We start from the raw sequence: 15,293 nt of genomic DNA on the forward strand, positions 1-15,293 counted from the left end.
AACATTGCGACCGCCCTTTGGGCAGGTGAAAGGCCGCAATGAATTTGGGGAATTACTGGTAATCGGCAGAGGCCAGGGTAAATCGAAACTCTTTGCTCAACAAAAGCTTATCGCCCGACCACAGTTGCACCTGCCAATTCCCCTGCCAAGCCGGCAGCAGTCTCTTGCTTGACCAGGTGCGCCAATTAGGGCTTCTCACCGACATCGGCACTTCCGCCATCAGTTCACCCTGATAAAACCATTTATGCACCACATCCTGACCTTGCATATCGTCCAATTGGGTAAAGAACACTACTTGTGTGATCTCATTGGGCTTTCCTATGACCTCGCCTCGCAAATCGTCCACCGGTTCGCGCGCAACAACTGCACTGGTGAGTTGGCTGCGTAAAACATCAGCCTGGCCAGGCGCAACAAAACCAAGAATGAGTAATGCGAGTATCAGCGCTTTCATGAGCTGCCTCTCAGAAATGATTAGGGCCAGGATATCTGGCCCTCGTAAAAGCTAGCCTAGTCGCTGTTGTAGCCAATGTGAAATTTCTTGAATCTCTTCCATGCAGACATTATGTTGCATGGGATATTCGCGCCAGCGCGCAGGAATGCCATTTTCCAGCAGCACGTCATGGGCCTGTTTACCCAAAGCGCAGGGGACCACTTCATCGTATAAGCCATGGGCCACCAGCACCGGCGTGGTGCGGTTGGCATCATTGAGTCTGTCTGCAAATTTTTGCGGCTCACACATATAGGTCGACAACGCCATAATGCCGGCCAACGGCTTGTCAAAACTCAGTCCAAGGTGATAGGCAATTACGCCTCCCTGAGAAAAGCCGGCCAGGATAATGCGTTCAGAGGAGATGCCTTTGGCCATCTCATCTTCCAACAGCTGGCGAACCAGGGCAACGGACTCCTCAACCCCTTGCACATCGGCGCGGTTATTAAAGTCAAGGGACTTAATATCGTACCAGGCACGCATTTGCATACCGTTGTTGATGGTCACCGGGCGCACCGGTGCATGGGGAAAAACAAAACGCACAGCCATCGATGCTGGCAAGCGCAATTGCGGCACTATTGGCGCAAAGCCGTTGCCGGAATCGCCCAGACCATGTAACCAAATCACCACCGCATCCGGTGTTAGCGAGGGGTTGACCTCAACGTAGGGTAAAGCAGTACTCATCAGGTTTCCTTTCTGGTGTCCTTGTTATTATGGGTCCGGGTCAAGGCTTCCCGGCGCTTGCAGTGTGCTTAAGAAGTTATGCTAACATTGCTCTTTTGTAGCCTCACGAGTTTTTGCGTACATGGCCCACACCCTTGGCAATCTTTTTATCCTGGCTGCGCCCTCCGGTGCTGGCAAATCCAGTCTGATTAAGGCGCTGTTGGCGCGTCACCCTAAAACCGATATGCAAGTTTCTGTTTCTCACACTACCCGAGCCCCCAGGCCTGGCGAGGAAAACGCGGTGCATTATCATTTTGTAGACAAAGATCATTTCAAACAGATGATCGCCGAGGATGCCTTCTTCGAATGGGCTGAAGTCTTTGGTAACTACTACGGCACCTCTAAGCAGGCCATTGCCAATACCCTGGAGCAAGGCGTTGACGTATTTCTGGATATCGACTGGCAGGGCGCCCGTCAGGTCAAAGCCTTGCTACCCGACACCAACACCATTTTTATCGCCCCCCCTTCCAGGGAAGAGCTGCGTCGTCGTTTACACCAACGCCAGCAGGATTCCGAAGAGGTGATTAATCAGCGCATGGAGAAAGCCAAGGACGAAATCTCCCACTATCAGGAATTTGATTACGTCGTGGTCAATGAAGATTTTGAACAGGCCCTGGCCGAAATTGAATCCATTGTGCTGAGCCAACGACTACGCCTGAGCCGACAAAGCAAACGCCATCAGGCATTATTTGCCGAACTTTTGCGTGATTAGCTCAAAGTTCGGTCTTTGCACAAACCACAAAACCCAGTAAACTATGCGACCTTTTTGTAATTGCCCACGGAGTAATACATGGCCCGCGTAACAGTAGAAGACGCAGTAGATAAGATTGGCAACCGTTTTGACCTGGTACTGGTCGCCGCTCGCCGTGCGCGCCAAATTGCCATCGAAGGCAAAGACCCCAAAGTTTCCCCTGACAATGACAAGCCAACGGTAATCGCCCTGCGCGAAATCGAAAAGGGCCTGGTCACTGTTGACAGCATGGACGCCGATGATGCGCGCGCCCAGGAAGAGCAGGAGCGTGCCGAATTCGCTTCTGTGGCCAATATCCTTTCCGGCCACCACGAATAAGCTTTTTCGACGGCCGGCAAAGCTGGCCGTTGCTTCCTCTTAAAATCTCCGTATCCTAACTTCAGTTAATCCTTTTTTTAGCGCTGAGTACTGGTGTATCTGTTTGAAGGCCTGAAACAGAAAGTTAGTGAATATCTGCCCCCTGAACAGGTTGCAGACATCCAGCGTGCCTATGTGGTAGCCCATGCCGCCCATGACGGGCAGATGCGCTCAAGCGGCGATCCTTATATTACTCACCCGGTAGCAGTTGCCGGGATCCTCGCCGATATGCGCCTGGACCACGAAACCCTGATGTCTGCCCTGCTGCATGACGTAATCGAAGACACCCCGGTTTCTAAAGAAGAACTCTTAGAGAAATTTGGTGAGTCGGTCTCGGATCTGGTCGAAGGGGTGAGTAAGCTGGATAAAATCCAGTTTCGCAGCAAGAAAGAGGCGCAGGCGGAAAACTTCCGTAAGATGATCATGGCCATGGTGCAGGATATCCGGGTCATTCTGATTAAACTTGCAGACCGCACTCATAATATGCGCACCCTCGGCTCCCTGCGTCCCGACAAGCGCCGGCGGATAGCCCGGGAAACCCTGGAAATCTATGCCCCCATTGCCCATCGTCTGGGTATCCATGACATTAAAAATGAACTGGAAGATTTAGGCTTTCAGGCCATGTATCCGATGCGCTACCGGGCGCTCAAATCCGCCGTCAAGCAGGCCCGCGGCAACCGTAAAGAAATCATTGAAAATACCCAGCGGGAGATTGAATCCCGTCTTGAGGAATCCGGCCTTGCCGCTGAGGTCAGCGGCCGCGAAAAGCACTTGTACTCCATCTATCGCAAGATGAAAAACAAAGAGCTGATGTTCAACGAAGTAATGGACATCTACGCCTTCCGCCTGATTGTGCCGGAAATCGACCACTGCTATCGCGCCTTGGGCGCCATGCACGGACTGTACAAACCCATTGAGGGCCGCTTTAAGGACTATATCGCCATACCCCGTACCAACGGTTATCAGTCGCTGCATACTTCGTTAGTCGGTCCCCATGGTATTCCGGTGGAAATCCAGATCCGTACCCTGGAGATGGATCATATGGCCGATAAAGGGGTGGCGGCGCACTGGCTGTATAAGCAACCGGGCGAAACCAAAGGCACAACCGCCCAGGTTCGGGCGCGTAAGTGGATGCAGTCTTTGCTGGAATTGCAGCACAGCGCCAGCTCCTCGGTGGAATTTATCGAAAACGTTAAAACCGATCTTTTCCCCGAAGAAATTTACGTTTTTACACCAGATGGCCGCATTGTCGAGCTGCCCATGGGTGCCACGGCGGTGGATTTTGCCTATGCAGTACACTCGGATATCGGAAATTCTTGCGTTGGCGTGCGTGTAGACAGGCGCAATTATTCCCTCAATCGTCCCCTGGAAAATGGGCAGACGGTAGAAATCATTACCTCACCCAGAGCCAAGCCTAATGCCAGTTGGCTTAACTTTGTGGTCAGCGCCAAGGCGCGCTCCCATATTCGCCAATACCTGAAGAAACAGCGCTCCGAAGAAGCCATTAATATGGGTAACCGTCTGCTACGTCATGCCTTAGGTAACGTGAAACTGGATGACATTCCGGAAGCAGATATCGAGCGAGTGGTGCGCGAAACCAAGCACGATAACTTCTATTCGTTGCTGGCCGATATTGGTCTGGGTAATGAATTATCCGCTATTGTCGCCCGCCGTTTGCTGGGTGAATCGGATACCGATGTGTCCGATAAGCGCAAGGTTGCCATTCGCGGCACCGAGGGGCTATTGGTCAGCTATGGTCGCTGCTGCCATCCCATCCCCGGCGATGAAATTATTGCCGTACTGAGCCCGGGTAAGGGCATGGTGATCCACCAAAGCGGCTGTCGTAATATTCGCAAGCTGTCCAAGGATGAGCCGCATCGTGTACTGCCGATGAATTGGGAAGCAGACGCTCAGGGCGAGTTTAAAGCATCACTGCGGGTGGAGCTGGTAAACCGTCAGGGTACCCTGGCTAAGCTGACCGGTGCTATCAGCGCCGCGGAATCGGATATCATCAGCCTGCAAACCGAAGAAAAAGAAAGCAACATTTACTATATTGATCTGGAAGTTACGACCAGTAATCGTATTCATCTGGCCAATATCATGCGTCGCGTACGAGCCATGCCCGAAGTGCAAAAAGTGTCTCGTCACAGCCAGTCTAAACAACATCCCTGATAAGGATTATTTATTATGTCTAAGTCCGTTATTAATACTGACAGGGCCCCCAAGGCTATTGGAACTTACAGCCAAGCCGTGAAATCCGGCACCACTGTGTATTTGTCTGGCCAGATCCCACTGGTTCCGGAAACCATGGAAATGGTGTCTCAGGAGTTTTCTGCTCAGGCCGTGCAGGTATTTGAAAATCTGAAGGCAGTGTGTGAAGCAGCCGGTGGCAGCACCAACGATCTGACCAAGGTCAATATTTATATGACCGACCTCAGCAACTTCGCCAAGGTCAACGAGATCATGAGCCAGTATTTCAAGCAGCCTTACCCTGCCCGCGCCGCAATTGGAGTTAAAGAACTGCCCAAAGGCGCCCAAATTGAAATCGACGGCATAATGGAATTACCTGAGTAAAGGTATCCGTTGATGACCCCCGAGCGTTATCAGCGCATCCGTAAAATGCTGAACTTGCGCCAGCCAGACCTGACCGTCTGTATGGAGCAAGTGCATAAAACCCACAATCTGTCGGCTATTGTGCGCAGTGCCGATGCGGTGGGCATTCATCGGGTGCACCTGATCTGGGCAGAAGATGCCAAAGGCGTGTTTGAACATCATCCACGCCTGAGTGCACAGGATCAGGAAACGGCACTGGCCCCGCGAATCCGCCGGGGCACCTCCATGGGCAGCCAAAACTGGCTGCGTCTTCGCCCGCATCTGAATACGCAGGAGGCGGTGCAGGATTTGAAATCCCAGGGGATGCAGGTGCTGGTCGCACACCTTTCTGATAAGGCCGTGGATTTTCGCGATATAGACTATACCCAACCCACCGCCGTGCTTTTCGGTCAGGAAAAATATGGCGCTACCGAGGAAGCGGTTGCCCTGGCCGACCAGGAAATCATGATCCCGATGATGGGCATGGTACAGTCCCTGAACGTATCGGTGGCGGCGGCGTTGGTGCTTTATGAAGCCCAGCGTCAACGTCAGGAAGCCGGGCTGTATGACCCAAACCGTCAACATCAACGCCTGGATGAGCAGGAATGCCAGCGTATGTTGTTTGAATGCGGTTATCCGGAGTTACAGGCCATGTGCCTGCGCAAAGGACTAGGTTATCCCTATATTGATGAACAAGGGCAAATCCAGGCCGACGACCAATGGTGGCAAGTGATGCGGCAGGAAGATACTGTTACCTCCTGATCAAATATTGCCCTTACAGAACTGATAGTCACCAGTCCTGTGAAGGGTGTCAATTTCTGTCCAATAACCTGAACAATATCGAGCCCATGGTTCTTTTTGGTTCACTTCCATTTATTTGCTATCGATAAAAGAATGGCTAACTTTAAATCGCTCTGTGTCATCAAGGACTTGCATGAGACCCGCTGGCCAACCTTTTAAATTATTCTCGCCTTATACGCCATCCCATCTGTTAATCATTGCTTGTAGTTTACTTTTGCTGTCCTGCGGCGGAGGCAGTGCCAATCCCCAAGCCACCGCTCCCCCTCCTGTAGTTGCCCCGCCTCCGGCTAATACAGCACCGGTGGCATCAGCCGGGGAGGCGCAGACCGTAACTGAAAACACTGAGGTGCAGTTATCGGGAAGTGGTACCGACTCAGATGGCGCCATTTCTGTTTATTTATGGCAACAAGTTGACGGCATTGCCGTCAGCATAAGCAATGCCGATCAGCCTGTTGCTACGTTCAAGGCACCACCGGCACTGGAACCTTTGACACTAACCTTTGAACTGAAGGTTACCGACGACTTCGGCGACTCTCATACCGATATCACAGTCGTCAGGGTCACCCCCTATCAGAGTCTGACCTGGGAGCCTTCTTCGAATACCCGATGTACTCATGACCAGAATATCTCTCCGGTTGCACCTAATGTTGCCAATGTATTGACCAATGTAGGCGAGAGAATGTTCGAACCCTCCATTATCTTCTCTGACCAAACCTTTACTTGGTATAGCCGCCATGAAGCGGGCCCGGCCAGCATGGAATTGGAAACTCTTCAGTATGGTGGATTCTTATCTGTTGATGGTGAAGAACCCAAAACAGCCTATGACGATGGCACCCATGGAGATCAAACACCTGGCGATGGCATCTTTACTCGCGCCTGCTTGTATGTCGGTGAAGACTTTTTGGCAGGTAAAGACTTCAGGGAAGCCAGTAATTTATGGATCATTAGCAATACTTTCAGAGGCACTGACTCCGCTGTGGAGCTGACCCCAAATGTCCGCGCCAATGACAGCGGGTTCTTTATTGCTCTCGGGGCACAATATGACATTCGTTACCAGTCCAACTGGTTACTACATTCGCCAGAATTCTGTGGTGCCTGTGAAATAGCCTGGCAGCTAGCCGGAGACGTATTTGATTTTTTTGCAGTTACTCCGCGGGATCCTGTGGGTGGCGCCGGTTATGTGAGGGTGCATGACAACATTGAGGGAACCGGTTTTACACCACCATGCGCTAACAATGCTTATTGCTATCCCATTATCGATGGTAATGAGCATCAGAAACTGAGCGGCATTATCTGGAGCGGCTGGCCTGGCATAGAGGCAATGAACCATGAACTAGGCCATGGCTTACTGGGTGTCGGAGCCAAAGATTTTCCCGCCGCTGGCACCGGTGCCTGGAATTCCGGTGATGGAATGCATCACGATGCCGACATCACCGTTAATGGCGAACTCTCTGGTCCTTTCTGGGATCCTGATCGCGGCTGGCCCCACTCTGTATTGCTGGTAGACAGTCTTGGGCAGCGCTCTGAAACCTATTTAATAAGGGATGAACAAGGCCAATTTCGACTCCGCAAAATGGACGACCAGTTTAAAGTCTGGGATGACATTTTGTTATATATGATGGGGCTGCTGACAAAAGAACAAGTAACCAAAACCTATTACAAACTGGTCAATCCCGAGTTGACCGGCTGTGTGTCGGAAGAACTTCACTTAGTTTGTACTAATGATTTAGTAACGGCAGAGCAAATTATCCCCTTTACCATCGACGATTTTACTGCACGATTCGGCACCTGGACTGCCCCTGATTTTTACCAGCCAACAGCACTGACATTAGGTGTGCTAAATATCAGTGACAGACCACATACTAACGCCGAAATCGTCTGGTTTAGCCGCGTCTACAGAGAGTTTGCCGTTGAAACGCCATCTTCCACATCCTGGAGCACGGGAACCGCTTGGAGCAAAGCAACACGGGGCCTCTCCAACATCAGAATTAATGCGCTAGAGATGACGCAACGATAAACTTATCGCCTTTTTTGATGGCACTCCGCATTTCTCCAAGCTGATAGAGAAATTCAGTACTAGCGCCTTGAGCTTAGGGGGATTGCCTGAATTGCTCGTAACGATTCTGGGCCTGACCTATATCGACCTCCATCATCGCCAGAGTGGCATTTAGCTCGGTCATTTCCAAATTCAACGACGTTACTTCTTCCAACAGAACCTTGCGCTGCTGACTGGTGCTGGCATCAGCGATGATTAAGGCCTCTTTTTCCTTTATCAATGCCTTTACTTCCTCAAGGCGTTTAGCCGCGTCATTTTTTGCGTCTTGTAGTTTGCGGATTTCGCTAAGGTGTTGATAAGCAACGGCACCGCGCTGGAATCCCTGGACAAACAGCGGGTAGTCCGCCTGAGTACAGACCTGATTGTAGGCGCCACCGCTCTCCGCCAGTCGGTAGCCATTGTCGTAATTACAGTACTCTTTGAGGCCCTTGGCATGCCCTTTTTGATAAGCCGCCAGATCGGGGGCAATCCCATATTCCGCGCAGGCTTTACGATGCTCTCCCACAAAGGAGGCGGGTTTTCCACTGGCACCATCTTCCATGCCAATGATTTGCCAGTCTGCGGTTTGGCATTCTTGTTTACTCAGTGTGGCGCACCCTGACATCGTGACAACAATTGTTATCGCCAATACCGATCTGACTCCCCTTACAACCTTCATAACGCACACCTTTTTCATTGCTTTATGGGCGATTTGAGCACAAATAGCGGTTCGATAATATCCCCAAAGAGTATCTCGCCGAACGTGAAAGAATTTGTGCCAGCATAAGGTCTTAGAAGCTTCAGTTACTTTTTAGGGGAAGCCATATGTTGTTACGTTCACTGTCTTTTATTTGTCTGTTTTTAACGCTCAGTACCCAGGCGTTGGACAGAAGCCAAATAGCCGCCGATGCCGAGTCTGTCACACCGCTATTAAATGGCCAGATGGTGCCCGATGTGACACTGCAAAGCCCGCAGGGTAAGCCGGTTAAACTGCTTGAACTCATCGCCCAAAAACCGACCGTTATTCTTTTCTACCGGGGAGGCTGGTGTCCTTACTGTAATGCCCAACTGGCCGGTTTTCAGGAGGTCGAAAAGAAACTGATTGCGATGGGTTATCAGATCCTGGCCATATCACCAGAAACCCCTGCGCGCTTGATGGAACAGAAATTCGATACCGACTACAAGGTGACACAACTCTCTGATGTGCAACTTGAAGCCACCCGCGAGTTTGGCATTGGCTTTTTCTTAGATGACAACACCGCGAGTCGCTACCGCGGTAAGATGGGCGAAGTGTTTGCCAGCCTACCCGGAGACGAACGCATTGTGCTGCCGGTACCTGCCGCCTATATCGTGGATACGAGCGGACTGATTCAATTTCAATATGTAAATCCTAACTACAAAGTCAGGGTTAATCCCGAGCTGATGGTGCATGCCGCCAGAATGGCGCTCGAATGATGGGGATTGCCCGCTTTTAGGGTATGATTGGGTCAGAGAATGATTAGTCTGAACACTCAATGCAATCACTGGCCCACACCAGGGTAACGGAACTTAAAGGGGTCGGCAGCAAAGTTGCCGACAAGCTGCAGAAGCTGGGCCTGGTCACCATACAGGACCTGCTTTTCCATCTGCCCCTTCGTTATGAGGACCGCACCCGCATCTATCCGATAACTGACTTGCTACCCGGTATGCATGCCAGTATTGAGGGGCAGATCATGGGTGCCGATGTGCTGTTCGGTAAAAAACGTATGCTCACCGTGAGGGTGGCCGACGGCAGCGGCAGTATCACCCTGCGCTTTTTCCATTTCAATGCGGCGCAAAAAAACGCGCTGGAAAAGGGCCTGGCTATCCGCTGTTTTGGTGAAGTGCGCAGGGGCAAGTACGGCCTGGAAATGATGCACCCAGAGTACCGGCTGCAAAAAGATGGCAGCGGTCAGGAAGTGCAGGATGTGTACACACCCATCTACCCCACCACTGAAGGCTTAAAGCAACTGAGTCTGCGCAGCCTGACCGAACAATCGTTGGAACGGCTCAAGCGGGGCGGCCTGGCTGAGCTATTGCCGGACGGTTTGTATAACAATCAAATCAGCCTTGCCGATGCCTTGTTGCTGGTCCATCGCCCGGGGCCTGATGTGAGTCTGGCACTGTTGGAAAAAGGCGAACATCCGGCGCAACAGCGCCTGATCCTAGAAGAGCTGCTGGCGCATCACTTAAGCGTGCTCAAGGTACGCGAAAGTGCCCAGGCCCAACCTGCACTGGCGATGCAAGCGGATGAATCGCTGCTACAACGTTTCCTCTGTAATCTGCCCTTTGCGCCTACCGGCGCGCAGCAGCGGGTCACCATGGATATCCAGCAGGATCTGGCTAAACCCAAGCCGATGATGCGCCTGGTGCAAGGCGATGTGGGCTCAGGTAAAACCCTGGTGGCGGCATTGGCGGCACTAACCGCCATCGGCAACGGCTATCAGGTGGCGATGATGGCCCCCACCGAGCTACTGGCAGAACAACATGCCAATAACTTTCGCCAATGGCTGGCCCCCTTAGAGATAGAGGTGGGTTGGCTGGCCGGCAAGCTGAAAGGCAAAGCCAGGGAAGCATTACTGGCGCGCTTGCAAGAGGGCGAAATTCAGATGTTGGTGGGCACTCACGCGCTATTTCAGGAACAGGTCCAGTTCAAGAAGTTGGCCCTGGTGATTATCGATGAGCAGCACCGGTTCGGGGTGCATCAACGCCTGGCGCTGCGCGAGAAAGGCCAGCATCAGGATCTGGCGCCGCACCAATTGATTATGACGGCCACCCCTATTCCCCGCACTTTGGCAATGACCGCCTATGCTGACCTGGATACCTCAGTTATTGACGAGCTTCCCCCTGGCCGCACACCGGTTAAAACCGTGGTTATCCCTGATAGCCGGCGCGATGAAGTGGTGGCCAGAGTGCGCCATGCCTGCGCCGAAGAGGGTCGCCAGGTGTATTGGGTCTGTACCTTGATTGAAGAATCTGAAGTCTTGGAATGCCAGGCCGCGCAGGATACCGCCGAGGCGTTGGCAATGGCCTTACCTGAACTGCGGGTTGGGCTGGTACATGGGCGCTTAAAAGGCCCGGAGAAACAGGCGGTGATGGCGGCGTTTAAAGCCGGAGAACTGGATCTATTAGTGGCGACCACCGTAATAGAAGTGGGCGTGGATGTGCCGAATGCCAGTTTGATGATTATCGAAAACCCTGAACGACTGGGCCTGGCTCAGTTACATCAGCTACGCGGGCGGGTAGGACGGGGCTCGGTGGAAAGCCATTGTGTGCTGATGTACCAAAGCCCGCTTTCTAAAACGGCGAGTAAACGCCTTTCGGTATTACGTGAAAGCAGTGATGGTTTTTATATCGCGCAGCGCGATTTGGAAATCCGCGGTCCAGGTGAACTGCTGGGCACCAAACAGACCGGCCTGGCCGATTTGAAAATTGCCGATCTGGTGCGCGATGCCCATCTTATTCCTCAGGTACAACAGCTTGCCCAACATCTGTGGCAGCGCCATCCCGCCAATGCGCAGGCCGTCATCAATCGCTGGCTGGCCCATAAACAAGCATACGGTAACGCCTGATGCAGACCATTCCGATTGTCCCCGCCGGTTTCGAATATCTCAACCAAGCTAAACACTTGGCCGATACCTGGCAGCTTACCGTCAGCGAAAGTGCTAAAGAGGGTTTAGTCCTGTGGCTTGATGAACAAGGCCTGGCACTGAAAACGCTGGATGATGCCAAAATGGGCACCGTCAGCGTGGATTTTGCCAGCGATGCCATGACCTGGCGTCGCCAGCATGGCGGCGGTCGCGGAGAAGCCGTGGCCAAGGCCGTAGGCGTCAAAGGGCAGTATCTGCCCAAGGTACTGGATGCCACGGCAGGATTGGGCCGTGATGCCTTTATTCTGGCCAGCCTGGGCTGTGAAGTAACCATGCTGGAACGAAGCCCGGTGGTGGCGGCACTATTGCAGGATGGCCTGGCGAGGGCAGCACAACATCCTGAGTTGGCCGATTGGCTTCCTTTGCGCATGCGCTTGCTACCCGGAGCTGCTCTGGAACGGATGCAAAACTGGCAAGAAGAGAGGCCCCAGGTGGTGTATCTGGATCCCATGTTTCCCCATCGCAAAAAATCTGCTCTGGTCAAAAAAGAGATGCGCCTGTTCCAGCAACTGCTGGGCCCGGACATGGATGCCGATGCCCTGCTGGCCCCGGCCCTGGCGCTTGCCAGCAAACGGGTAGTAGTCAAACGGCCTGCCGGTGCGCCGTACTTGGCAGGTGAGAAGCCCGATGTGGAGCAAGCCGGCAAGGCCAATCGATTTGATATCTATCTCATCCATGGCAGCTAAAGGCAAAGGCTATACTAAGCCATGGTTGGAAAGCGCAAGGAAAGGCCATGACCGACATTAATCCACAGCTGCAACTGGCCGGGGAAATCGTCCAGCATACGGGCCTCAGCCTGTTTCTGACCGGTAAAGCCGGTACCGGTAAAACCACGTTTTTACATCGGCTAAAAGCCAGTTGCCCCAAACGCATGATTGTCACCGCCCCCACCGGCGTTGCCGCCATTAATGCCGGTGGCGTAACCCTGCATTCCTTTTTTCAACTGCCTTTCGGACCTTATATTCCCGGCAGCCAATTACCGAGCCAGCATCGTTTCAGCAAAGACAAAATCAATATACTGCGTAGCCTGCAACTGTTGGTAATTGATGAGATCAGTATGGTGCGCGCCGATATGCTGGATGCGGTCGACGCGGTCCTGCGCCGCCACCGGCGCAATCAACTGCCCTTTGGCGGTGTGCAACTGTTGATGATTGGTGACTTACATCAGTTACCGCCCGTTCTTAAAGAGGCAGAATGGTCTCTGCTAAGCAATTACTATGACAACGGTTACTTCTTTAGCAGCCAGGCCCTGGCCCAGTGTCAATGGCGCAGCCTGTCACTGGAGCAGGTCTATCGCCAGGCTGATCCTAGGTTTGTGGACTTGTTGAATAAGGTGCGGGATAGCCAATTGGACGAAGCCGCGCTTTCTCTGCTTAACAGCCGTTTTTTTACCGGTTTCAAACCGGCAGAGGGCGAAGACTATGTCACCCTCACCACCCATAACCAACGCGCCGATGCCATTAATCAACAGCAACTGGCGAAACTAGCCAGTCCCCCAAAGTCTTTTGCGGCAGAAGTGCAAGGCGATTATCCCGAGCAAAACTATCCTGTTGATGCCAATCTGCTCTTAAAAGTGGGAGCACAGGTTATGTTTGTGCGTAACGACCACAGTCCAGAGAAGCGCTATTTCAATGGTAAAACCGGCGTTATCAGTGCCATCAATGGTGAACGTCTCACCGTCCGCTGCCCCGGAGATACTCAGGATATAGAGGTAGAACCGGTCACCTGGGAAAACATCAAATACAGTCTGGATAAGAGTAATAATATCGATGAGCAAATCATCGGTAGCTTCCGGCAAATTCCCTTGCGCCTGGCCTGGGCCATTACTATCCATAAAAGTCAGGGGCTGACCTTTGAGCGCGCCATTATTGATGGTCAGGCAGCCTTTTCCCATGGCCAGATTTATGTGGCGCTAAGCCGCTGCACTTCGCTGCAAGGCCTGGTATTGCAGAACCCTTTACATGCAGAAACGGTAAAGACCGATCCTATCGTCAGCGCTTTTACCCATGCTCAGCAGCCACCGGATCGAAACACCCTCTATCAGGCCAAAGTGCATTATCAGCAGAAGCTGTTATTGGAGGCGTTTGATTATCAGCCCCTTAGCACTTGCTTATATCGCTTAAGCAGAGCCCTTAAGGAAAATCAGAATCAACTGCATGGCAATCAGCTGACCCAACTTGACGACCTGCACCAAGTACTGAAACGGGAAGTGCTGCATATCGCCGATAAATTCCAGCAGCAACTGCAAACTCTTTTTCATCAGCAGGTAGAGCCGCAGCAGGACTCGCATATTCAGGAACGGGTCCAGAAGGCCTGTCCCTATTTCAGTGACAAATTAGCCCCCATATTCAATTGGCTGTCTGCTTTTAGCTTCGATACGGATAACAAGACTATCCGCAAGCAAATCGAGAATGCCACTGACGCCTTACGTCAGGAATTACAGGTAAAACAGACGGTACTGACGTCTTGCCAAAAGGGGTTTAATACCGGGACCTATCTGGATGCAATTGGCAAAGCGCAGATCAGCGCTGCAACCAAGAAATCGGTCAGCAAAGCCACAAGTGAACTGAGCATGGACGACCTGGCACACCCAATGCTGTATCAACAGCTAAAGGATTGGCGCATGGAGCAGGCAAAACGTTTAGGGATCCCGGCCTTTCAGGTCCTGCACCAGCAAGTATTGCTGCAAATCGTCAATGCTCTTCCGGGCAGCAAGGATACGCTGCTGCAATTGTATAAGGTTGGTCCCACCACGGTGGAAAAATACGGTGACGCTATCCTGGCTGTGGTGGCCGACTACTGTGAGGCAAACCAATTGCAGCCTGAGGATGTGCTTCCGGAATCTAAACAACTGGCGAAAGCGCCCAAGGAAGACACAAAAGCCATTACCCTGCGCTTGCACAAAGAAGGCCTCTCCATTGAACAAGTTGCACAACAAAGGGGCTTGGCAACATCCACTGTCGAACAGCATCTTGCCCATTTTGTAGAGCAAGGCGAGGTGGCGATTGATGAACTTGTCTCGCATGAGAAGCAGCAGGCAATACGCCAAGCCTTGTCGCAAAGCGAAAAAACAGGCCTAAAGCCCGTGAAAGAAGCATTAGGCGACAAGGTAAGCTGGGGAGATATTCGTCTGGTGTTGGCATCGAAGAAGACCAACCCACCCTGAAAAAACAGCTACACTAAAGCCCTCTTCCAATCAGAAAAGGAAACATCATGATTCAAGTAGGACAATCTCTTCCCTCAGCCACGCTGACCGAACGTAAAAACGGCGAAAGCCTTGAGCACAGCACAGCAAACCTGTTTAAAGGTAAGAAAGTAGTGCTCTTTGCGGTTCCCGGTGCCTTTACGCCTACCTGCTCTAATGCCCATCTGCCAGGTTATGTAGCACTTGCCGACAAGCTCAAAGCCAAAGGGGTGGACCGTATTATTTGCGTTGCCGTAAACGATGCTTTCGTGATGGATGCCTGGGGCAAAGATCAAAATGCCGAACACCTGATGATGTTATCTGATGGTGACGCCAGCTTCACCAAAGCCATTGGCATGGATAAAGATACCGGCAGTTTTGGCGGCGTGCGCTCACAGCGTTATTCCATGTTGGTGGAAGATGGTGTGGTTACACAGCTAAACGTGGAAGCGGCCGGCAAATTCGAAGTGAGCGATGCCGAAACGATGCTGAAGCAATTGGGCTAATCAGCTCTCCTGAAGCAAAAAAGGGTGCCTTGGCACCCTTTTCAGATTGATGATAAACCCCACCATTTTTGGTGGGGTTTTGTTTTTTAGGGCCATCCAGTGAGTTTTCCGTGGCTCCTTACCTATTGATGGGATTGGCTGATTTTTTCTTAAGCGTGATTGAGGGAAGGCGGAGGGAAGGATTCAAGA

General features: G+C 52.1%; 14 protein-coding genes. 11 read left to right on the forward strand and 3 right to left on the reverse strand.

Going from position 1 to position 15,293, the window contains the following annotated elements:
- Window positions 1-52 precede the first annotated feature (52 nt).
- Both P2G88_RS06845 and P2G88_RS06850 read right to left on the reverse strand, forming a co-directional pair.
- On the reverse strand, window positions 53-451 hold the full coding sequence (locus tag P2G88_RS06845; RefSeq protein ID WP_275795055.1) for a DUF2914 domain-containing protein: 399 nt from the start codon (window positions 449-451) through the stop codon (window positions 53-55).
- Window positions 452-502: 51 nt separating this feature from the next.
- Entirely contained in the window at window positions 503-1,171 is a 669-nt protein-coding gene (locus P2G88_RS06850) for an alpha/beta hydrolase fold domain-containing protein (RefSeq protein WP_275795056.1), read from the reverse strand.
- 121 nt (window positions 1,172-1,292) lie between these two features.
- Here P2G88_RS06850 and gmk point away from each other — a divergent pair, with 121 nt between their 5' ends.
- From gmk to P2G88_RS06880, 6 genes are all read left to right on the forward strand, one after another.
- Window positions 1,293-1,922 carry a guanylate kinase gene (gmk, locus tag P2G88_RS06855; RefSeq protein ID WP_275795057.1) on the forward strand — a complete coding sequence of 210 codons (630 nt, stop codon included), beginning with the start codon at window positions 1,293-1,295 and terminating at the stop codon, window positions 1,920-1,922.
- Between the two features lie 78 nt (window positions 1,923-2,000).
- The gene (gene rpoZ / locus P2G88_RS06860; RefSeq protein WP_275795058.1) at window positions 2,001-2,279 is read left to right on the forward strand and encodes a DNA-directed RNA polymerase subunit omega; all 279 of its coding nucleotides are present in this window, start codon (window positions 2,001-2,003) and stop codon (window positions 2,277-2,279) included.
- A 93-nt stretch (window positions 2,280-2,372) separates the two neighbouring features.
- Window positions 2,373-4,490, forward strand: coding sequence for a bifunctional GTP diphosphokinase/guanosine-3',5'-bis pyrophosphate 3'-pyrophosphohydrolase (gene spoT, locus P2G88_RS06865; RefSeq protein WP_275795059.1), 2,118 nt, complete (start codon window positions 2,373-2,375; stop codon window positions 4,488-4,490).
- Window positions 4,491-4,505: 15 nt separating this feature from the next.
- On the forward strand, window positions 4,506-4,892 hold the full coding sequence (locus tag P2G88_RS06870; protein WP_275795060.1) for a RidA family protein: 387 nt from the start codon (window positions 4,506-4,508) through the stop codon (window positions 4,890-4,892).
- A gap of 12 nt (window positions 4,893-4,904) precedes the next feature.
- Window positions 4,905-5,672 carry a tRNA (guanosine(18)-2'-O)-methyltransferase TrmH gene (gene trmH, locus P2G88_RS06875; protein ID WP_275795061.1) on the forward strand — a complete coding sequence of 256 codons (768 nt, stop codon included), beginning with the start codon at window positions 4,905-4,907 and terminating at the stop codon, window positions 5,670-5,672.
- Between the two features lie 340 nt (window positions 5,673-6,012).
- Window positions 6,013-7,728, forward strand: a complete 1,716-nt coding sequence (locus tag P2G88_RS06880; RefSeq protein ID WP_275795062.1) for a choice-of-anchor X domain-containing protein — start codon at window positions 6,013-6,015, stop codon at window positions 7,726-7,728.
- 73 nt (window positions 7,729-7,801) lie between these two features.
- Here P2G88_RS06880 and P2G88_RS06885 read toward each other — a convergent pair whose 3' ends face one another.
- On the reverse strand, window positions 7,802-8,371 hold the full coding sequence (locus tag P2G88_RS06885) for a DUF2799 domain-containing protein (RefSeq protein ID WP_275795063.1): 570 nt from the start codon (window positions 8,369-8,371) through the stop codon (window positions 7,802-7,804).
- Between the two features lie 200 nt (window positions 8,372-8,571).
- Between P2G88_RS06885 and P2G88_RS06890 the strand changes: the two genes are divergently transcribed.
- The 5 genes from P2G88_RS06890 to P2G88_RS06910 are packed head-to-tail and all read left to right on the forward strand — an operon-like array spanning window position 8,572 to window position 15,104.
- Entirely contained in the window at window positions 8,572-9,201 is a 630-nt protein-coding gene (locus tag P2G88_RS06890; RefSeq protein ID WP_275795064.1) for a peroxiredoxin-like family protein, read from the forward strand.
- Between the two features lie 59 nt (window positions 9,202-9,260).
- Entirely contained in the window at window positions 9,261-11,336 is a 2,076-nt protein-coding gene (recG, locus tag P2G88_RS06895; RefSeq protein ID WP_275795065.1) for an ATP-dependent DNA helicase RecG, read from the forward strand.
- A complete protein-coding gene (locus tag P2G88_RS06900; RefSeq protein WP_275795066.1) occupies window positions 11,336-12,100 on the forward strand; it encodes a class I SAM-dependent methyltransferase in 765 nt (254 codons plus the stop codon). The genes recG and P2G88_RS06900 overlap by 1 nt, the downstream gene beginning before the upstream one ends.
- A 47-nt stretch (window positions 12,101-12,147) precedes the next feature.
- On the forward strand, window positions 12,148-14,580 hold the full coding sequence (locus P2G88_RS06905) for a helix-turn-helix domain-containing protein (RefSeq protein WP_275795067.1): 2,433 nt from the start codon (window positions 12,148-12,150) through the stop codon (window positions 14,578-14,580).
- 47 nt (window positions 14,581-14,627) lie between these two features.
- Complete coding sequence (locus P2G88_RS06910; RefSeq protein WP_275795069.1) at window positions 14,628-15,104, forward strand: peroxiredoxin; 477 nt, start codon at window positions 14,628-14,630, stop codon at window positions 15,102-15,104.
- Window positions 15,105-15,293 lie beyond the last annotated feature (189 nt).

The sequence above is a fragment of the Aliiglaciecola sp. CAU 1673 genome (genome assembly GCF_029223185.1).
GTDB lineage: Bacteria > Pseudomonadota > Gammaproteobacteria > Enterobacterales > Alteromonadaceae > Bowmanella.